General features: G+C 66.8%; 19 protein-coding genes and 1 tRNA gene. 13 read left to right on the forward strand and 7 right to left on the reverse strand.

What is annotated here, in order from left to right:
* Positions 1-29 precede the first annotated feature (29 nt).
* Entirely contained in the window at positions 30-473 is a 444-nt protein-coding gene (locus AC27VL_RS03710) for a GNAT family N-acetyltransferase (RefSeq protein ID WP_488765569.1), read from the reverse strand.
* Between the two features lie 63 nt (positions 474-536).
* Between AC27VL_RS03710 and AC27VL_RS03715 the strand changes: the two genes are divergently transcribed.
* Positions 537-1,391 (forward strand): isocitrate lyase/PEP mutase family protein, encoded by an 855-nt coding sequence (locus AC27VL_RS03715; protein WP_488765570.1) that lies wholly within the window; start codon positions 537-539, stop codon positions 1,389-1,391.
* 751 nt (positions 1,392-2,142) lie between these two features.
* Here the strand turns inward: AC27VL_RS03715 and AC27VL_RS03720 are convergent.
* Positions 2,143-2,235, reverse strand: a tRNA-Ser gene (locus AC27VL_RS03720).
* Positions 2,236-2,375: 140 nt separating this feature from the next.
* On the opposite strand from AC27VL_RS03720, the gene dnaX reads away from it, so the two are divergent.
* From dnaX to AC27VL_RS03740, 4 genes are all read left to right on the forward strand, one after another.
* Positions 2,376-4,454, forward strand: a complete 2,079-nt coding sequence (dnaX, locus tag AC27VL_RS03725; RefSeq protein ID WP_488765571.1) for a DNA polymerase III subunit gamma/tau — start codon at positions 2,376-2,378, stop codon at positions 4,452-4,454.
* A gap of 6 nt (positions 4,455-4,460) precedes the next feature.
* Positions 4,461-4,781 (forward strand): YbaB/EbfC family nucleoid-associated protein, encoded by a 321-nt coding sequence (locus tag AC27VL_RS03730; RefSeq protein WP_025879376.1) that lies wholly within the window; start codon positions 4,461-4,463, stop codon positions 4,779-4,781.
* Between the two features lie 111 nt (positions 4,782-4,892).
* The gene (gene recR / locus AC27VL_RS03735; protein WP_089239142.1) at positions 4,893-5,492 is read left to right on the forward strand and encodes a recombination mediator RecR; all 600 of its coding nucleotides are present in this window, start codon (positions 4,893-4,895) and stop codon (positions 5,490-5,492) included.
* 65 nt (positions 5,493-5,557) lie between these two features.
* A complete protein-coding gene (locus AC27VL_RS03740; protein WP_100551690.1) occupies positions 5,558-5,917 on the forward strand; it encodes a histidine triad nucleotide-binding protein in 360 nt (119 codons plus the stop codon).
* A gap of 123 nt (positions 5,918-6,040) precedes the next feature.
* On the opposite strand, the gene AC27VL_RS03745 is transcribed toward AC27VL_RS03740, so the two are convergent.
* The 4 genes from AC27VL_RS03745 to AC27VL_RS03760 are packed head-to-tail and all read right to left on the reverse strand — an operon-like array spanning position 6,041 to position 10,407.
* Positions 6,041-6,568: a Slp family lipoprotein gene (locus AC27VL_RS03745; RefSeq protein WP_100551691.1), complete on the reverse strand. Its 528-nt coding sequence runs from the start codon at positions 6,566-6,568 to the stop codon at positions 6,041-6,043.
* Positions 6,565-8,514 (reverse strand): transglutaminase TgpA family protein, encoded by a 1,950-nt coding sequence (locus tag AC27VL_RS03750; RefSeq protein WP_488765572.1) that lies wholly within the window; start codon positions 8,512-8,514, stop codon positions 6,565-6,567. The genes AC27VL_RS03745 and AC27VL_RS03750 overlap by 4 nt, the downstream gene beginning before the upstream one ends.
* Positions 8,507-9,451, reverse strand: a complete 945-nt coding sequence (locus tag AC27VL_RS03755; RefSeq protein ID WP_100551693.1) for a DUF58 domain-containing protein — start codon at positions 9,449-9,451, stop codon at positions 8,507-8,509. The genes AC27VL_RS03750 and AC27VL_RS03755 overlap by 8 nt, the downstream gene beginning before the upstream one ends.
* A 2-nt stretch (positions 9,452-9,453) precedes the next feature.
* Positions 9,454-10,407, reverse strand: a complete 954-nt coding sequence (locus AC27VL_RS03760) for an AAA family ATPase (RefSeq protein WP_100551694.1) — start codon at positions 10,405-10,407, stop codon at positions 9,454-9,456.
* Between the two features lie 44 nt (positions 10,408-10,451).
* On the opposite strand from AC27VL_RS03760, the gene AC27VL_RS03765 reads away from it, so the two are divergent.
* Positions 10,452-12,293 carry a glycosyltransferase family 39 protein gene (locus tag AC27VL_RS03765; protein ID WP_488765573.1) on the forward strand — a complete coding sequence of 614 codons (1,842 nt, stop codon included), beginning with the start codon at positions 10,452-10,454 and terminating at the stop codon, positions 12,291-12,293.
* 28 nt (positions 12,294-12,321) lie between these two features.
* On the opposite strand, the gene AC27VL_RS03770 is transcribed toward AC27VL_RS03765, so the two are convergent.
* Positions 12,322-12,894 carry a Maf family protein gene (locus AC27VL_RS03770; RefSeq protein ID WP_488765575.1) on the reverse strand — a complete coding sequence of 191 codons (573 nt, stop codon included), beginning with the start codon at positions 12,892-12,894 and terminating at the stop codon, positions 12,322-12,324.
* A gap of 114 nt (positions 12,895-13,008) precedes the next feature.
* Between AC27VL_RS03770 and AC27VL_RS03775 the strand changes: the two genes are divergently transcribed.
* The 7 genes from AC27VL_RS03775 (at position 13,009) to acpP (ending at position 18,075) form a co-directional block, all read left to right on the forward strand.
* Positions 13,009-13,518, forward strand: a complete 510-nt coding sequence (locus AC27VL_RS03775; protein WP_088101178.1) for a YceD family protein — start codon at positions 13,009-13,011, stop codon at positions 13,516-13,518.
* Positions 13,519-13,625: 107 nt separating this feature from the next.
* Complete coding sequence (gene rpmF / locus AC27VL_RS03780; protein ID WP_025879386.1) at positions 13,626-13,820, forward strand: 50S ribosomal protein L32; 195 nt, start codon at positions 13,626-13,628, stop codon at positions 13,818-13,820.
* 91 nt (positions 13,821-13,911) lie between these two features.
* Complete coding sequence (locus AC27VL_RS03785; protein ID WP_488765576.1) at positions 13,912-14,889, forward strand: beta-ketoacyl-ACP synthase III; 978 nt, start codon at positions 13,912-13,914, stop codon at positions 14,887-14,889.
* A 73-nt stretch (positions 14,890-14,962) separates the two neighbouring features.
* Positions 14,963-15,745: a BUD32 family EKC/KEOPS complex subunit gene (locus tag AC27VL_RS03790; RefSeq protein ID WP_100463422.1), complete on the forward strand. Its 783-nt coding sequence runs from the start codon at positions 14,963-14,965 to the stop codon at positions 15,743-15,745.
* 166 nt (positions 15,746-15,911) lie between these two features.
* On the forward strand, positions 15,912-16,856 hold the full coding sequence (fabD, locus tag AC27VL_RS03795) for an ACP S-malonyltransferase (RefSeq protein ID WP_089239160.1): 945 nt from the start codon (positions 15,912-15,914) through the stop codon (positions 16,854-16,856).
* Positions 16,857-16,938: 82 nt separating this feature from the next.
* Positions 16,939-17,682 (forward strand): 3-oxoacyl-ACP reductase FabG, encoded by a 744-nt coding sequence (gene fabG, locus AC27VL_RS03800; protein ID WP_059063244.1) that lies wholly within the window; start codon positions 16,939-16,941, stop codon positions 17,680-17,682.
* A gap of 153 nt (positions 17,683-17,835) precedes the next feature.
* A complete protein-coding gene (gene acpP / locus AC27VL_RS03805; protein ID WP_025874077.1) occupies positions 17,836-18,075 on the forward strand; it encodes an acyl carrier protein in 240 nt (79 codons plus the stop codon).
* The last annotated feature ends 17 nt before the right edge of the window (positions 18,076-18,092 follow it).

An 18,092-nucleotide genomic window follows, 5' to 3' on the forward strand; every position in this document is an offset into this window, starting at 1 on the left:
GCTATGCGTGGATCCGTCGGGAGCGGGGGCTACAGCACCCGCTCCATTTCCACGGCGTCGATCCCGGCGCCGTGGCCGTCGGCCACCACGCGTACCGCCTGGAAGCCGAGGCCGGCATAGAAGCCCTGCGTATGCTGGCTGGTGCTGAGCGTGATGCGCTGGATCGACCGGTCTGCTTCAGCCTGGTGCAGGCGGGCCATTGCCAGCGCGCGTCCCAGCCCCTGTCTGTGGCGACCGCGTTCAACCATGCCCCAGCAGAAGCTGGCGCTGCCTTCGCCACAGTTCCAGAGGCCGCCACAGGCCACCACCTGGCCCTCGACTTCGATCACCTGGAATGCGCACTGCGCGGCGTGTTCATGCAGGAAGCGCTCGAAGTCTCCTCGCTCCTGGGGGGCGAAATAGGTCGGCACGTTGCTGTCGAAGATCGACAGGCAGGCGGTGATATCGCTGCAGCGGTAGGGGCGGGGTGTCATGAAGGAACGTCATCGTGGTGGCGCACTCATTGTGCGCGACGTCCGCATCATTGATGTCCGAACATGGCGAGCCCGGAAACCGGTTCGGGCGCAGACTGCAGGTCCCCGTCATCAGGAGGTTCCATGTCGAATGCTCATGCCCGTTTCGTAAAACTCCACCAAGGCGCCGATCTTTACGTGCTGCCCAACGTATGGGATGCCGGTGGCGCCCGCCTCGTCCAGCAGCAGGGGGCTCTCGCGGTGGGAACATCGAGTGCTGCGATGGCGTGGTCCTGCGGTCATGCCGATGGCGGTGCGCTGCCTGATACCGCGCTGCTGCAGCGGGTTTCCGAAATCGTTGGTGTGACCTCGTTGCCGGTCACGGTCGATATCGAGGACGGCTACAGCGATGCCCCCGACGTGGTCGCTGCGAGGGTGCTGCGCCTGGTGGAAGCGGGTGCGGTCGGGATCAACATCGAAGACGGCGCTGGCAGCCCTGAGGTGCTGGTGGCGAAGATCAGCGCCATCCGTTCTGCGCTTGGCGGGCGATCACTGTTCATCAATGCGCGCACCGATGTGTATCTGCGCGGACTGGCCGAAGGCGATGAGGCGGTCAGGATGAGCATCGATCGGCTGCAGGCCTATGCGCGCGCCGGTGCCGACGGCGGCTTTGTGCCGGGGCTGCGCGCGCTGGACGAGGCTGCTTCGGTTGCCGGTGCCGTGCCGCTGCCTCTCAACCTGATGTGGCTGCCGGGGATGGCGTCGTTTGCTGCGCAGTCGCAGGCCGGCGTGCGGCGGCTGAGCGCAGGGCCCGCGTTGTTCATGCACGCATGGACGGCGATGGCTGCGGCGACCACGGATTTTCTCGGCGACGCGATGGCGATGCCGGAGGGGGCGCCGGGGTATGCGGCCTTGAACCAGCTGTTCAGCGAAAGGTGAGGGCGCTGGGGACGACGGCAGCGGGAGGCTGGGGCATGGGCGGGTAGTCGACTCGACCGGGCCGAGACATCCACGCATGGCGTGGATCTCCTGCCGTATCTGGAGGAACAAGCCCCTCTGTTGAGGGGGGCCGACAGGGGCGGTGAGAGGCAGGCAAAGGGAGGGGCCCGGACGTTGCGCAGCAACGTCTGGGGCGAAGCGCGCGCAGCGCACTTCGCGTCCCCAGCCAGATAAATAAAAAAGGCCGTTGTCCGCTTCTACTCCTGCAGAACCGTCGAGCCCTGGCGGGCGCCGTTCCATCGGACATCCACGCATGGCGTGGATCTACTGCCGTATCTGGAGGAACAAGCTCCTCTGTTGAGGGGGGCCGACAGGGGCGGTGAGAGGCAGGCAAAGGGAGGGGCCCGGACGTTGCGCAGCAACGTCTGGGGCGAAGCGCGCGCAGCGCACTTCGCGTCCCCAGCCAGATAAATAAAAAAGGCCGTTGTCCGCTTCTACTCCTGCAGAACCGTCGAGCCCTGGCGGGCGCCGTTCCATCGGACATCCACGCATGGCGTGGATCTACTGCCGTATCTGGAGGAACAAGCCCCTCTGTTGAGGGGCTGCCCCGACAGGGGCGGGGAGAGGCAGGCAAAGGGAGGGGCCCGGACGTTGCGCAGCAACGTCTGGGGCGAAGCGCGCGCAGCGCACTTCGCGTCCCCAGCCAGATAAATAAAAAAGGCCACCCGAAGGGCAGCCTTTTTTATTTGTCTGGCGGAGAGAGGGGGATTCGAACCCCCGAAGCGCGGTTTAGACGCTTACACACTTTCCAGGCGTGCTCCTTCAACCACTCGGACACCTCTCCGGATCCCTGCCATCGGCAAACGCCTCAGCAGGGGCGCAAATTCTAGCGGGCGCAGCGGCAGGACACAAGCACTGGTTTGCAGGGCGAGAGGGCTGGACAGGCGTGGCACAATGGAACATCCGATGGAAGACGGTGGCCTGATGTCCTATCTCGTCCTTGCCCGCAAGTGGCGTCCGAAGCGTTTTGCCGAGCTGGTGGGCCAGGAACACGTGGTCCGTGCGCTCAGCAATGCGCTGGACAGCGGCCGGGTCCACCATGCGTTCCTGTTTACCGGTACCCGCGGCGTGGGCAAGACCACGATCGCGCGCATCTTCGCCAAATCGCTGAACTGCGAGCAGGGCACCAGTGCCGATCCCTGCGGCCAGTGTGCGGCCTGCCTGGACATCGACGCCGGTCGCTACATCGACCTGCTGGAAATCGATGCCGCGTCCAATACCGGCGTGGACGATGTGCGCGAGGTGATCGAGAACGCCCAGTACATGCCTTCGCGTGGCAAGTACAAGGTGTACCTGATCGACGAAGTGCACATGCTGTCCAAGGCTGCGTTCAATGCGCTGCTGAAGACGCTGGAAGAGCCGCCGGAACATGTGAAGTTCCTGCTGGCCACCACCGACCCGCAGAAGCTGCCGGTCACCGTGCTCAGCCGCTGCCTGCAGTTCAACCTCAAGCGCCTGGACGAAGATCAGATCCAGGGGCAGATGACCCGCATCCTCGCCGCCGAGGAGATCGAGTCTGACCCGACCGCCATCGTGCAGCTGGCCAAGGCCGCCGACGGCAGCCTGCGTGATGGCCTGTCGCTGCTCGACCAGGCCATCGCCTACGCCGGCGGTGCGCTGCGCGAGGACGTGGTGCGCGCCATGCTGGGGACGGTCGACCGTACCCAGGTGGCGGCCATGCTCGATGCCTTGGCCGAGGGCGATGGCCCGCGTCTGCTGCAGGTGGTGGCGGCGCTTGCCGAGTTCTCGCCGGACTGGAGCGGCGTGCTTGATGCGCTGGCCGAGGGCCTGCACCGCATCCAGGTGCAGCAGCTGGTGCCGGGCGCATCCGCCGCTGCCGAAGGACTGGATGCCAGCGTATTCGCCGAGCGCCTGCGCCCGGAAGTGGTCCAGCTCTGGTATCAGATGGCCTTGAACGGTCGTCGTGATCTGCCATTGGCGCCCAGCCCGCGCGCCGGCTTTGAAATGGCCGTGCTGCGCATGCTGGCGTTCCGCCCTGCGGCTGCCGTGCCGTCGGTGCCGCGTACCCCGGAATCCTCCGGTGGCAGCGCACCGACCGGTACGGGCCAGACCGGGGGCGGCGTTGCTGGCAGCCACGAAGGAGCTGCCCCGGCCGCCGCTGCTGCGCAGGGAGCCGTCGCCGTCACCCAGGCCGCTGCAGCACCGGCGCCGGCGGAGGCAACCGCACAGACCCCGACCCCGGCACCACAGCGCGAGCCGGAGCCGGAGCCGGAGCCGACCCCGGAACCGGATCCGTCGCCTGAACCTGAACCGGTTCCGGTCGAGGAACCCGGGTCGCCGCCGCCGATGAAGGTGCAGCTGGCTCCCGAGGCGGCCACGCCCAAGGCGCCCGCCGAGGCAGACGACCTGCCGCCGTGGGCGACCGACGAGGACACCGCCCGCGATGAGGCGCTGGCCGCCGAAATGGCGACGCCCGACGCGGCCATGGTCGCCCCGTGGCACGAGCCGCCAGCGCCGGCGCCGCAGCCGGTTGCAGAGGCTGTCGCGGTGCCGGAGCGTCAGTTCCGTGCGGAGGGCATCCCGATCGCCCCGGCCGTCGCGGCTGTCGCTTCCGACCGCGCCGCGGTGGGCAGCGTCAGCGATCTGGCCTGCGCCGAGGACTGGCTCGACCTGATCGCCAACAGTGGCCTGAGCGGTCCATCGCGACAGCTTGCGGCCAATGCGGCCTTCATCAGTTGCCAGCATGGGGTCTTGAAACTGTGCCTTTCGCCCGGATTTGAATACCTGCGCTCCGAGCGCGCGCTGGCAGCGCTGGGCGAGGTGCTGGAAAAGTCCCTTGGCCACGCGCTGAAGATCGTGGTCGAAACCGTGGAAACCGAGCAGGTCCCGGCCGAGACCCTGCACCAGCGCGCCGACCGCCAGCGTGGCGAGCGGCAGCAGGCTGCCGAGGCCATTTTCATGGACGATCCGGAAGTCCAGCTGCTGATCCAGCAGCACGGCGCCCGGGTTGTTTCCGATTCCATCCGTTCTTTTGACGAGTAAGACGACATGCGCGGCAATATCGCCCAACTGATGCAGCAGGCCCAGAAGATGCAGGAAAACCTGCAGAAGGCCCAGGAAGAAATCGCCAAGATCGAAGTGACCGGCAGCGCCGGTGGCGGCATGGTCAGCGTCACCCTGACCGGTGCCAAGGAGTGCCGCAAGGTGCGCATCGATCCGTCGCTGGCCAGCGATCCGGAAATGCTGGAAGACCTGATCGCCGCCGCCTTCAACGATGCGTCCAACAAGATCGACGCCGAGTCGAAGTCGAAGATGGGTTCGGCCACCGCCGGTATGCAGCTGCCGCCGGGCATGAAGATGCCGTTCTGATGTGCCGCGTGGCATCCGCACTGCCGGGTGCCACGCACTGTGTAGCGTCGAGCGTGCTCGACTGCCCGCAATTTCCAGTCGAGCACGCTCGGCTCTACAGAACACACCGCCGTGTCCGCACCGCTGCTTGAACAACTGATCGATGCACTGCGGGTGTTGCCTGGCGTAGGCCAGAAGACGGCACAGCGCATGGCCTACCACCTGCTCGAGCGCGAGCGCGAAGGTGGCAAACGCCTTGCCGGGACGCTGGCAGAGGCGGTCGAACGCATCGGTCACTGTGCGCAGTGCCGCGACTTCAGCGAAACCGAGCTGTGCCCGACCTGCGCCAATGGCAGCCGCGAGCGCAGCCAGTTGTGCGTGGTGGAATCGCCGGCTGACCGCCTGGCGATCGAGAACGCCACCGGCTATCGCGGCGTCTACTTCGTGCTGCAAGGGCGCCTGTCGCCGCTGGATGGCATCGGTCCGCGCGAGCTGGGTCTGGAGCAGCTGGAACAGCGTCTGGCCGAAGCGGAAGTGCAGGAGCTGATCATCGCCACCAGCGCCACCGTCGAAGGCGAAGCCACCGCGCACTACCTCGCGCAGTTGGCGCGTGCCCGCCAGGTGCGGCCGAGTCGACTGGCCCAGGGCCTGCCCCTCGGCGGTGAGCTGGAGTACGTCGATCGCGGCACGCTGTCGCACGCGTTCGGCACCCGCAGCGAAGTGCGCGACTGAGTCGATGCCGGGCATGCCCCGGCGTTACCGGCCTACAATGCGGTGACACCCCGCCGAGGCCGACCATGAGCAGCGAAACCCTCTTCAGCAAGATCATCCGTCGCGAGATCCCGGCCACCATCGTCTATGAAGACGAGGACGTGCTGGCGTTCAAGGACATCGCGCCGCAGGCGCCGGTGCACGTGCTGTTCATTCCGAAGAACGAGGTCATTCCGACCCTGGATGACCTGCAGCCGTCGCAGGCGCACCTGATCGGCAAGCTGGCCCTGGCCGCCGCCGAGTACGCGCGGCAGGAAGGCTTCGCGCAGGACGGCTACCGCATCGTGATGAACTGCCGCGAAGATGCCGGGCAGACCGTGTTCCATATCCACATGCATCTGCTGGCTGGCGCGCCGCTGGGTCATTTCGGCACGCCGGGGCACTGACGCGGTCATCCACACATGGCGTGGATCTACAGCGCACGCCAACAGCAGTAGATCCACGCCATGCGTGGATGAAAAAAGGCCGCCCCATGGGCGGCCTTCTGCATCATGCGTACCGGGCCTGGACTACCACCAGCCCCAGCCGCGGTAACCGCCCCAGTACGGGCCGTATGGGCCCGGGCCCCACGGTCCGTAGGGGTAGGGCACCACATCGACCTGGCGCTGCTCCGGCCACAGGTAGATCACGTCGGCCGCCAGCTTCGGCAGTCGGTAATCGTAATCACCGATACGGGTGTTGGCGTAGCCATCGATCTTGCCGATGAAGGTCACGTCGCGGCCGGCTTCGAACACGGCCGGATCGTAGAAGCCGGCACGGCAGGCAATGAAGCGGCCGTCACTGGCATCGGAGGAGGTCGTGTTCGGGCGGCCGCTACCGTTGAGCGGGCGCGAGATGATCTGGAAACAGGTCTCGCCCTGGGCGGGCTTGGTTTCGATGATCCGGCCACCCCAGCGCACCGGCGTGCCGACCTGCTGGGTGGCAACCGAGTCGCGCGGGGAAACCAGGCTGAACTGTCCCTGCAGCGGCTTGGGAGCCGTGGCGCAGGCCGACAGGGCCAGGGCGGCCACGGCGGTGAGGAGGAACTTGGTATTCATGGGGAGGCTCCGGAAGTCGGGCGATGCCTGCGCAGGTCCCGCAATAATGGGGCGAGCTCGGTACAAGTGCCAGCGTAGCGTGCATCAGCGAAACGCTGGCTGAGTGTGATGAGGCCCGGGTCGGGTCGTTGCGCGTTGACCCGCCGCGCCCAGTGCAGGGCGGGTTCGTGCGGTTCGCGGCCCAGCCCAAGCCGCGCATAGCGCTGCCCCAGCCGGTGCCAGGCGCGCAGCAGCGGGTCGCGCTCGCGTTCGCCACGGGCCAGCAGCCACGACATCCACGCCAGCGCCAGCAACGCGGCCATCACGAAGCCGGCCAGCAGCTGTCCCGGCTGCAGATCGTCCAGCCCGAACGGTTGCAGCAGTTGCTGCTGGCGGCGCGCGTCGAAGGACAGGACCAGTTCGTTCCAGCCCCTGCGCATCCAGTCGCGGACCTGGCCCAACTGCAGCCAGCGCTGCTGCAGGCCGGTATCGGCCCCGGCCTGCAGACGGTCGTCGAGCGTGTCCAGGATGCGCTCGGGTGCTACTGCCGCTGTCGGGTCGATGCGCACCCAGCCGCGTTGCGGCAGCCACACCTCGGCCCAGGCGTGGGCGTCCATCCGCCGCAGTACCCAGTAGTCGCCGATCCGGTTGCGCGTGCCGCCAGCGAACCCGGTGACCACCCGCGCCGGAATGCCGGCATTGCGCATCAGCACCACGAAGGCAGAGCTGAAATGCTGGCAGTAGCCGGCCTTGTAGTCGAACAGGAATGCATCGACGGGATCGCGGCCGGCGGCCGGTGTCTCCAGCGTGTACGAGAAGTCCGCGGTTATCCACGCGAGGGCGCGACGGACCACGGCGGCGTCATCGTTTCCTGCGTCCTGCCGCCACTGTCGGGCCAGGGTTGCCGTGCGGGGGTTGAAGCCTTCCGGCAACTGCAGCGCAGCGCGGCGCTGATACGACGACAAACTGGCATCAAAGCGCAGCGGCGGGGCCGAGTGCAGGCGCCACCGGCTCAACGCGGACAAGGTGCGGTCGCTGCTCAGGCTCAGGGCTGCATCAAGCCGGCTGCCTTCCGGTGCGGCGGTCGGGAGATCCAGCGCGACCAGCTGGCGACGGTCGGTGGGCTCGTAGTCGATCTGGTAGTTCCAGCCCTTCGTGCCGTGCTCGACCACTGCAGGGAGGAAACGCTCGGTACGGCGGTCGCGTTTCCAGACATGCCCATCGAACTGCGTCAGTACCGGCCCGCGCCAGTAGCGCTGTGCCGGTTCCGGAACCGCGCCGAAGAACTGCGCCCGCAGGGCCGGGGTGTCATCGGCCATCAGATCCAGCCACTTGTCCGGCTCCATCGTGTCCGACAGGCCGGGTGTGCCGACGGCGCGATCGGGAATGCCCCACAGCGGCGTGGCCAATCGTGGGAACAGCCAGAAGCAGGCCAGCGCCAGCGGCAGGCCGATCAGCAGCAGCCGACCGACGCCGCGAAGCTGCGCGGACAGCGGGGGTGGCGTACTGCGGCCTTCACCCTGTGCCAGTCGCTGCAGCGCAATCAGGGTGCTGATGCCGGCCAGCACGGCGAGCACGGTGGTCAGCGGCCCCTGGTCGAGCAGGAAGGCAGCGAACGGTGAAAACAGGGCAAAGCCGAGCAGGCTGCGTGCATCGCGCAGGGTGCGCAGCTCGCTGGACTTGATCGCCAGCATCGCCGCCAGCAGTGCACAACCGGTATCCCGGCCCGGGCGCACCGCCCCCATCTGCCAGACGATGGCGGCCAGCATGCCCAGCACCAGCAGTACGCGCACCGGCATCGGCAGCATGCCGCGCTGCGACAGTGCTGCAGTGACCAGTGCTGCCACGGCGATCAACGCGGCCAGCGTGGTGGGTAGCTGCAGCAGCAGCGGCAACAGGGCCAGTGCGGCGCTGGCCAGCGTCCACGTGCGGGAGTTGCGGTCCAGCAGCAGGGCAGACTCAGTCATGGGGAAGCAACGCCAGCGCGCGCAGGCACAGATGGTGGTGGCTGGCACCCTGGCCGGGGCCGATCGGTGGGTGCATCGGCAGCAGCAGCGTGTAGCGGCGGCCTTCGCGCTCGGCGCTGTCCACCCAGCGTGCCAGCCGCGCGATGCGGGCCTCCTGGCCCAACGGTGCCAGCGCGCGCCAGTCCAGCACCACTTCGATGCCTATCGGCTTCTCATATTCGCGTACCAGCAGCGTGTCGCGGCGCGCGGAGTGTTTCCAGGCAATGCTGCGCGGTGGATCTCCAGCGCGATACGGGCGCAGCTGATGCAGTTCCTCGCCGTTGGCGTGGGCGCGGGTGTGCAGTGGATCGCTGCCCTGCTGTGGCAACGGCGGCGCCTTCGCTTCGGCCAGCGGGTAGACCAGCAGTGGTTCTTCCGGCCACACCCATGACCACGCCCTGACCAGGCCAAGCGGTTGTGTGGTGGACAGGCGGATACGCGGCAGTTCCAGCCAACCACGGCGTTCGCTGGGCACTTCCAGCTCGGCTTCCCCGCGGCCGTGTGCGGGCAGGTCGAGCCACGCCTCGCTGTCGCCCAGCTGCAGGTGCAGGCCATGGCGCGCTCGCGGGTCGCGCAGCGACAGGTCCACGCGCAGGCGCAATGGTTGCCCGGCCGGCAGCGGTTCGGCGGAGATCGCGTCGATCTGCACACCCGACAGCTGCAGGTGCGCGGCGATGGCGCTGGCGATCGCTGCCGCGGCCAGCAGCAGCGCCAGCAACAGCGCAGGGTTGTTGTTGTAGTTCAGCGCGCCCAGCAGCATCGCGACCAGCAGGCAGGCCACAAACAGGCCGAAGCGGGTCGGCAGCACGTAGATGCGCCGTCGGTCCAGCCGTTGCGGCAACGACTCCGGCGTGCGTGGGCGTGCCAGCTGCAACAGTCGCCGGGCATGCGATGCCATCTTCAATCGACCGCGACGGTCTGCAGGATCGCGCGAGCCAGCGCCGGCCCCGAGCTCGACTCGGCTTCACCCACAAGGCGATGGCCAGCCACCGCTACGAACAGCGTCTGCACGTCTTCGGGCACCACGTGGCCACGGCCGAGCAGCAGCGCATGTGCCTTGGCCGCGCGCAGCAGAGCCAGGCCGGCGCGTGGCGACAATCCCACGCGCACGCCGGCGTGCTGGCGGCTGCGGGTCAGCAGTGCCTGCACGTAGTCCACCAGCGCGTCGCTGACATGCACCTGGCCGACCGCCTCGCGCAGTGCGCGTACCTGGGTGTCGTCCAGCTGGGGCAGCGCGCGGGCGATCAGGTCGCGACGATCGCTGCCACGCAGCAGCTCACGTTCCGCCTGCGCGCTGGGGTAGCCCATCGCCAGCCTCAGCAGGAAACGGTCCAGTTGCGAATCGGGCAGCGGGAACGTGCCCGACAGATCCACCGGGTTCTGCGTGGCGATCACGAAGAATGGATCGGGCAGGGCATGGGTTTGGCCGTCGAGGGTGACCTGCTGCTCGGCCATCGCTTCCAGCAGTGCGCTCTGCGTGCGCGGCGGCGCCCGGTTGATTTCGTCGGCCAGCAGCACGTGGGTGAAGACCGGCCCGGGATGGAACTGGAACTGGCGGCTGCCGGCGTCGTAGACCGATACGCCGAGTACGTCGGCCGGCAGCAGGTCGGAGGTGAACTGCACGCGCTGGAAGCTCAGCCCCAGGCTGCTGGCCAGGGCATGGGCCAATGTGGTCTTGCCGAGACCGGGCAGGTCTTCGATCAGCAGGTGGCCGCCAGAGAGCAGGGCCACAAAGGCCAGTCGAACCTCCTGCACCTTGCCCAGCACCAGTGCATTGACCTGGTCCTGCGCGTTGCGCAGGGACTGACGCAGTTGATCGGTTAGCATGCTGGGCATGGGGGACGAAGCTGTCATGGTCGTCTCAAGTTCGGTAACCGGTCGATTCTATCCATAGAGCAATGCAGGGCGAACAACGCGCACGTACGATTTTTCTCTGGTTATGGACGCTCGTCACAGCGGCCAAGCTGGTCGTGGCCGCACGCCTGCCGTTGTTCGTCGATGAGGCGTTCTACTGGCAGGAAGGCCAGCATCTGGCTGCGGCCTATTCGGATCTGCCGGGGCTGACGGCCTGGTTGACCCGGTTGGGTGTGGAGCTTGGCGGCCAGCACGTGCTGGCGCTGCGCCTGCCATTCCTGGCCATCGGTGCACTGCTGCCGCTGCTGGTATCGCGCATTGCGGCGCGCTGGTTCGGCAACGTTGCAGGTTGGCAGGCCGGCAGCTTGACGCTGCTGATGCCGTTGTCGGCCACGCTGGGTCTGCTGGCCGTACCCGATGTGCCGATGGCACTGGCGGCAGTGCTGTGCCTGGACGCCGGCGCACGCCTGCTGCGCAACGTAGACGCGTCCTCGGCGGTGAAGCTGGCGCTGGGCCTGCTGATCGGCGCGCTCAGCCACTATCGCTTCATCGGTGTGATCGGCGTCGGCTTCGTTGCCCTGCTGGCGCTGCCGCAGGGCCGGCGCATGCTGGCCGATCCGCGCGTCTGGGTGGCCCTGGCCGTTGGCGTACTGGCATGGCTGCCGCTGCTGGCCTGGAATGCCGACAATCACGATGCCGGTCTGAAGTTCCAGGTGGTCGAGCGTCATCCGTGGGCGTTCGAGTGGCGCGGACTATGGTTCCTGGTGATCCAGCCGATGCTGGTGACGCCCATCCTGTGCATCGCGATGTGGAAGGTGGCGCTGGCGGGTACCCGCAGTGGTGGCGGCGCGCGCGTGCAGTGGCGTTATTTCGGCCTGGTCGGCGGCGTGTCGACGCTGGGCATCTTCGCACTGGGCTTCTTCACCGACGTCGAGCGCATCAGCTTCCATTGGCCGCTGCCGGGCTACCTGGCGCTGCTGGTGGCGGTGCCGGTGATCCTCAACGGCTGGCCGCGCTGGTTGCGGCGTACCGGCTGGTGGCTGGCCGGGCTGGGCATGGTGCTGGCCTTCGGCTATTACCTGATGGCGTCCTCGTCATCGCTGCGCGAGCAGTTGGCCGGCGACAAGTACTACCCGCGCAACTTCGCCGGCTGGCAGCCGCTGGCTGCTGCGGTCCGCGAAGAACTGCAGCAGATGCCTGAAGGCAGCCGCGTACTGGCCGGCAACTTCAAGGTGGGCGCCGAACTGGGCTTCCAGCTGGGCCGCGGTGACATTGAAGTGCTGCCGCATCCGCTCAACGACAAGCACGGCCGTACCGCGCAGCTGGCGCAATGGAACCAGGTGCATGAAGGCGAGCGCGACGTGCCGATGCTGCTGGTGCTGTCGCCCAGCGATCAGCGTTTCCGCGATCTGCTCACCCGCTATCACGCCCTCTGCGAACAGGTCGGGCCGCTGCCGGCGCCGCGCGTGGTCAGCAACGATCATGGATTCCAGCGCTTCCTGCTGTTCCGCCTGCCGGTGCAGCGCGCGCAGGGCCCATGTGTAGCCCCCGCACTGGCTTGGCTGGACACCCCTTCCAACGGCGACGTGGTGAGCGGCACGCTGGCGATCAAGGGCTGGGCGTTCAAGGAAGGTGTCGGCCTGTCGCGGGTTGAAGTGCTGGTGGATGGTCGTTCGATCGGCGACGCCAGCTACGGGCGGGTGTTCGATATCCGACATGCCTGGCCAGACAGCACCGACCCGCAACATCCGGCTGTCGGTTTCGATGCAACGCTCGATACGGGTACGTTGTCACCGGGAAAACACTGGCTGGGCCTGCGCCTGCATGGTCGCGATGGCAGCGTGGAGCAGTGGCAGGAACAGCCCTTTGTGGTGAAGAAACGCTGAGGTGTCGTGCCTCGTGTAGCGGGCCGGGTTACGGCACCGCGAATCCGGCCCTGCGCAGCAATCCGCACAGTGCGATCAGTGGCAGCCCGATCAGGGCCGTGGGGTCGCGATTGTCGATGGCCTCGAACAGGCTGATGCCCAGGCCTTCGCACTTGAAGCTGCCAGCGCAGTCCAGCGGTTGTTCGATGGCCACGTAGCGGGCGATCTCCGGCGCCTGCAGCGCGCGGAAGTGCACCTGGGTCAGATCCATTGCCGTGAAGGATTCTCCGTCATGGGTGAGACTGATCGCAGTGTGGAAGCGCACCGTCTGCCCGGACATGGCCGCCAGCTGCGCGCACGCCGCCTCGACCGTACCCGGCTTGCCCAGCGGCTGCCCGTTCAGGTCCGCCACCTGGTCCGAGCCGATCACCCAGCTGCCGGGATGGCGGGCGGCCACGTCGGCCGCCTTGGCGCTGGCCAGGCGTGCCGCCAGCGCCAGCGGGGCCTCGTTGGCGTGCGGGGTCTCATCCACCTCCGGGCGTGCGCAGCCGAAGGGCAACCCCAACCGTTCCAGCAGGTCGCGGCGGTAGCGGGAGGTGGAGGCCAGGACCAGGGCAGGCATGCGGGAATTCCGGGGGCGGGGCGCGGCAGTCTGGCCCGGCACAGCCAGCCACAGCAAGCCTTTCATGGCAGTCATTTGACACGCGACCTGCCGATCCTTAATATTCGGCGGCTTATGTCCGCGAACGTACCCGAAACGCTGGATGCCTGGCGGATGGTCGTAGCGCGAAGGCGCTTCGACGGTCAGGTCTCCCTGGCTGAATTGACTCGCCTGCAGGGGCTTGTCGCAGATACCGAAGGCGAGTGTAATTACTCGCTCGAATTCGGTCGCGACGAGATCTTGCGGGTATCCTATGTGGAACTCAGCATCGATACCGCGTTGCCGCTGACCTGTCAGCGCAGCATGCAGCGTTTCCTGCTGCCGGTGAAGATGACCCAGAGGCTTGGCCTGATCCGCGACGAAGACGAGGAATCGTCCTTGCCGGAGGAATACGAGCCGTTGCTGGTGCCGGAAGATGGCCAGCTGCGCCCGTTGGACCTGGTCGAAGACGAACTGGTGCTGGCGGTGCCGGTGGTACCCCTGTCGCCGTACGGTGAGGCAGTCGACAAGGACTGGGCACCGACCGAAGAAGAAATTGAAAAGGCCAACCCGTTTGCGGCGTTGGCGGCATTGAAGAAACAATAGCAGCCGGTTGTCGTCGGCGGCTGCGGCGAAAGCGAAAAGTGTGCTGGACGCTGGCGTCCTGTGCGACGAAACGACGAAGCAAAACGAACCGAGTTTGGAGCAATCCCATGGCTGTCCAGAAATCCCGTGTTACCCCGTCCCGTCGTGGCCAGCGTCGTTCGCATGACGCCCTGAGCGCCAAGCAGCTGTCGACCGACCCGACCACCGGCGAAGTGCATCTGCGTCACCACATCACTGCTGACGGTTTCTACCGCGGCAAGAAGGTCATCCAGACCAAGTCTTCGGCTGTCCAGGAAGACTGATGTGCCGGAAGGTCGCTGCCCGCTGGGCAGCGGCCTTCGCCTTCTTTCCCGGGCACGCCGGTGAACGGCGGCTCGTGCAACAGGAAACATGATGAGCAAGCGGATCTACTCGAGGATCGCGGGCACCGGTAGCTATTTGCCGGAAAAAGTCCTGACCAACGCCGACCTGGAAAAAATGGTCGAGACCTCGGACGAGTGGATCCAGACGCGCACCGGTATCCGTGAACGGCACATCGCTGCCGACGGCGAAACCACCAGCGATCTCGGCTACCAGGCCGCGCTGCGTGCGATCGAAGCGGCCGGTATCGACGCCTCGCAGCTCGACATGATCGTGGTCGGCACGACCACTCCTGATCTGATCTTTCCCTCCACCGCGTGCCTGATCCAGGCCAAGCTCGGTGTGAGCGGCTGCCCCGCTTTCGACGTCAACGCGGCCTGTTCGGGCTTCGTGTTCGCACTCAGCGTGGCTGACAAATTCATCCGTTCCGGTGATGCCCGCCATGTGCTGGTGATCGGCGCGGAAACCCTGACCCGCATCGTCGACTGGGAAGACCGCACCACCTGCGTGCTGTTCGGTGATGGCGCGGGCGCGGTCGTGCTCAAGGCCGACGAAGAAACCGGCATCCTCAGCACCCACCTGCATTCGGATGGCAGCAAGAAAGAGCTGCTGTGGAATCCGGTCGGCGTCTCGGTCGGTTTCGGTGAAGGCAACAACGGTGGCGGCACCATCAACATGAAGGGCAACGACGTGTTCAAGTACGCCGTCAAGGCGCTGGACTCGGTCGTGGACGAAACCCTGGATGCCAACGGCCTGACCAAGTCCGACCTGGACTGGCTGATCCCGCACCAGGCCAACCTGCGCATCATCGAAGCCACCGCCAAGCGGCTGGACATGTCGATGGACCAGGTCGTGGTGACCGTCGACAAGCATGGCAATACATCGTCCGCCTCGGTGCCGCTGGCGCTGGATGCGGCCGTTCGTTCCGGCAGGGTCGAGCGCGGCCAGCTGCTGCTGCTGGAAGCGTTCGGTGGTGGCTTCACGTGGGGTTCGGCACTGCTGCGCTATTGATAGTGCGAGTTACGACAACGTGAAACCGTCGTTACGGCCCCTCTGGGGCCGTAATGCGTTAAAGGAGACTGTCATGGTTGAGCCCATCGTCATCGAAGGGCAGCGCGCCTGGCTGAAGCAGTACGGCGAAGGAAGCCGAGCAGTGGCCCTGGGCCTGCTCAATTTTGTTGCCCGCCGGTTCCATCTCGACGCCCTGCGCCCGCCGCCGCACCGCGGTGGCGACGCCGCGCGCGAAACCGAGGCCCGCCGGCTGGCGGAACTGCAGGCGCAGGGCGTGAACGTGCCCGCGGTGATCGGCAGTGGACATGCCGCGCTGGTGATCGGCGACAACGGCAGCTCGTTCAATACCTGCCTGCGCGAAGCCGACGATGCCGGCCGCGATCGCCTCGTGGCTGCGGCGATGCAGGCCATTGCCGAAGCGCACGGTCGTGGCGCCTATTTCGGCCAGCCGCTGCCGCGCAACCTCACCTGGGATGGCCAGAACGTCGGTTTCATCGACTTCGAAGAAGATCCGCTGGAAGTCATGGACCTGGCCGAGGCACAGGCGCGCGACTGGCTGATGTTCGGCTATGGCGTTGCCAAGTACTACGCCGACCGCCCCGAATGCCTGCAGGCGATGATGGCCGAGGCGATGAACGGGGTGCAGGCACCGGTGCGTGCGCACGTACACGCCGTCAGTGGCCGTCTGCAGCGCCTGGCACGGGTGTGCATGAAGCTGGGGCGCTCGGCGCGTGCGCTGGCCCACTCCATTTTCATCACCCACGGTGCCACCACGCTGGGCCTGCTGATGGTGGTCGGCCTGTGCATGGACTGGTTTGCCGACGGCGAGCTGGACATCCTGCAGCTGCTCTGCTGACAGCGGGGCAGCCCGCAGCATCGGGTAGTGCCGGCCGCTGGCCGGCATCACCCGCTGGCCGATCCGGCAGGTCGCCTCCATACGCCGTGCATACGCGCACGTACAGACGACACGGCATGTTCCCCCTTATCATGGCCCGCTTCGATTGCAACAAGCGGATGACCGCGTGACCCTATCCACCCTCGCTTTTGTCTTCCCCGGTCAGGGCTCGCAGTCTGTGGGCATGCTGGCCGAGCTGGCCGAACTGCACCCGCAGGTGCGTGAGGCCTTCACCGAGGCATCCGATGGTGCCGGCGTCGACCTGTGGGCGTTGTCCCAGGGTGGCCCGGAGGAAATGCTCAACCGTACTGAATACACCCAGCCGGCCCTGCTGGCCGCCAGCATCGGCGCGTGGCGCGCCTGGAACGCCGTTGGTGGCCCGCGTCCGTCGGTTCTGGCTGGCCACAGCCTGGGCGAGTACACCGCCCTGGTCGCCGCTGGCGCCCTCAGCCTGCACGACGGTGCGCACCTGGTGCGCCTGCGCGGCCAGCTGATGCAGGAAGCCGCTCCGGCCGGTGTCGGCGCGATGGCCGCCGTGCTCGGCGCCGAAGACCAGCTGGTGCTGGACGTCTGCGCGGAAGCCGCCGGCAGCCAGGTGGTCGTTCCGGCCAACTTCAACTCGCCGGGCCAGATCGTGATCGGCGGTGACGCTGCCGCGGTCGACCGTGCGCTGGCGCTGCTGGCCGAGAAGGGCGTGCGCAAGGCGGTCAAGCTGGCCGTCAGCGTGCCCTCGCACACCCCGCTGATGCGCGAAGCCGCCAACCGTCTGGCCGAAGTGATGGCGGGCCTGTCCTGGCAGCTGCCGCAGCTGCCGGTGGTGCAGAACGTCGACGCCAAGGTGCACGACGGCGTGGACGCGATCCGCACCGCGCTGGTGCAGCAGCTGTACCAGCCCGTGCAGTGGACCGGCTGCGTGCAGGCGCTGGCCGCGCGTGGCGTCACCCAGATCGCCGAGTGCGGTCCGGGCAAGGTGCTGACCGGCCTGGTCAAGCGCATCGACAAGGCCATCGACGGCCGTTCCCTGGCCACCCCGGGCGACTTCGAAACCGCCCGCGAGACGTGGTCGGCCTGATTGCCCCTGTTCCTGCCGACCGTGCCGGTGGCCGCTGCAAGCGGCACGGGTGCGGCGGCCGCCCCAGCCTGAGGAAAACATCATGAGCAAGCCCCTGCAGGGTGAAATCGCACTGGTCACCGGTGCCAGCCGTGGCATTGGTGCCGCCATCGCCGATCTGCTGGCCGCCCAGGGCGCCACCGTCATCGGCACCGCTACCACCGAGTCCGGCGCTGCCGCGATCGGCGAGCGCCTGGCCGCCCACGGCGGTCACGGCCGTGCGCTGAACGTCACCGACGCTGCCGCGCTCGACGCCGTGCTTGACGGCATCGCCAAGGAATTCGGCCCGATCTCGATCCTGGTCAACAACGCCGGCATCACCCGTGACAACCTGCTGATGCGCATGAAGGAAGACGATTGGGCGTCGATCATCGACACCAACCTGACCAGCGTGTTCCGCACCAGCAAGGCCGTCATGCGCGGGATGATGAAGGCGCGCAAGGGCCGCATCATCAACATCGCCTCGGTGGTGGGCGTGACCGGCAACGCCGGCCAGGCCAACTATGCCGCCGCCAAGGCCGGCATCATCGGTTTCTCCAAGTCGCTGGCCAAGGAAATCGGCTCGCGCGGCGTCACCGTCAACGTGGTCGCGCCGGGGTTCATCGACACCGACATGACCAAGGCGCTGCCGGAAGAAGCGCGTACCGCGCTGATCGGCGACATCGCCCTCGAACGCCTGGGTTCGCCGGAGGACATCGCCCATGCGGTGGCCTTCCTGGCCAGCCCGGCTGCCGGCTACATCACCGGCGAAACTCTCCATGTGAACGGCGGCATGTACATGCCGTAAGCAAGGGGCGCAGGGATCGCGCCGCAAGTGATTGATCTGCGAGGATTTTTGCTGCAATGCAAGGTCACGCCGGTTTCCACTACACTATCCCACGGCCATCGCCTTTGATGGCGACCACTTTTTGAACCACTACTCCATCTGGAGCGATATCCCATGAGCACCATCGAAGAACGCGTCAAGAAAATCGTCATCGAACAGCTTGGCGTCAAGGAAGAAGAAGTCACCAACAGCGCATCGTTCGTCGATGACCTGGGCGCTGACTCGCTGGACACCGTCGAGCTGGTGATGGCGCTGGAAGAAGAATTCGAGTGCGAGATCCCGGACGAAGAAGCCGAGAAGATCAGCACCGTGCAGGCTGCGATCACCTACATCACGGCCCACGTCAAGGCCTGATGCAGGACGTCAGTGCG

This window comes from Stenotrophomonas sp. 14P6.2.3 (assembly GCF_057799055.1).

Excerpts from the sequence above, each read along its gene's own strand:
- AC27VL_RS03710 (WP_488765569.1), bottom strand. The coding sequence starts at position 473 with ATGACACCCCGCCCCTACCGCTGCAGCGATATCACCGCCTGCCTGTCG.
- AC27VL_RS03715 (WP_488765570.1), top strand. The coding sequence starts at position 537 with ATGGCGAGCCCGGAAACCGGTTCGGGCGCAGACTGCAGGTCCCCGTCA.
- dnaX (WP_488765571.1), top strand. The coding sequence starts at position 2,376 with ATGTCCTATCTCGTCCTTGCCCGCAAGTGGCGTCCGAAGCGTTTTGCC.
- AC27VL_RS03730 (WP_025879376.1), top strand. The coding sequence starts at position 4,461 with ATGCGCGGCAATATCGCCCAACTGATGCAGCAGGCCCAGAAGATGCAG.
- AC27VL_RS03740 (WP_100551690.1), top strand. The coding sequence starts at position 5,558 with ATGAGCAGCGAAACCCTCTTCAGCAAGATCATCCGTCGCGAGATCCCG.
- AC27VL_RS03745 (WP_100551691.1), bottom strand. The coding sequence starts at position 6,568 with ATGAATACCAAGTTCCTCCTCACCGCCGTGGCCGCCCTGGCCCTGTCG.
- AC27VL_RS03750 (WP_488765572.1), bottom strand. The coding sequence starts at position 8,514 with ATGACTGAGTCTGCCCTGCTGCTGGACCGCAACTCCCGCACGTGGACG.
- AC27VL_RS03755 (WP_100551693.1), bottom strand. The coding sequence starts at position 9,451 with ATGGCATCGCATGCCCGGCGACTGTTGCAGCTGGCACGCCCACGCACG.
- AC27VL_RS03760 (WP_100551694.1), bottom strand. The coding sequence starts at position 10,407 with ATGACAGCTTCGTCCCCCATGCCCAGCATGCTAACCGATCAACTGCGT.
- AC27VL_RS03765 (WP_488765573.1), top strand. The coding sequence starts at position 10,452 with ATGCAGGGCGAACAACGCGCACGTACGATTTTTCTCTGGTTATGGACG.
- AC27VL_RS03770 (WP_488765575.1), bottom strand. The coding sequence starts at position 12,894 with ATGCCTGCCCTGGTCCTGGCCTCCACCTCCCGCTACCGCCGCGACCTG.
- AC27VL_RS03775 (WP_088101178.1), top strand. The coding sequence starts at position 13,009 with ATGTCCGCGAACGTACCCGAAACGCTGGATGCCTGGCGGATGGTCGTA.
- rpmF (WP_025879386.1), top strand. The coding sequence starts at position 13,626 with ATGGCTGTCCAGAAATCCCGTGTTACCCCGTCCCGTCGTGGCCAGCGT.
- AC27VL_RS03785 (WP_488765576.1), top strand. The coding sequence starts at position 13,912 with ATGAGCAAGCGGATCTACTCGAGGATCGCGGGCACCGGTAGCTATTTG.
- AC27VL_RS03790 (WP_100463422.1), top strand. The coding sequence starts at position 14,963 with ATGGTTGAGCCCATCGTCATCGAAGGGCAGCGCGCCTGGCTGAAGCAG.
- fabG (WP_059063244.1), top strand. The coding sequence starts at position 16,939 with ATGAGCAAGCCCCTGCAGGGTGAAATCGCACTGGTCACCGGTGCCAGC.
- acpP (WP_025874077.1), top strand. The coding sequence starts at position 17,836 with ATGAGCACCATCGAAGAACGCGTCAAGAAAATCGTCATCGAACAGCTT.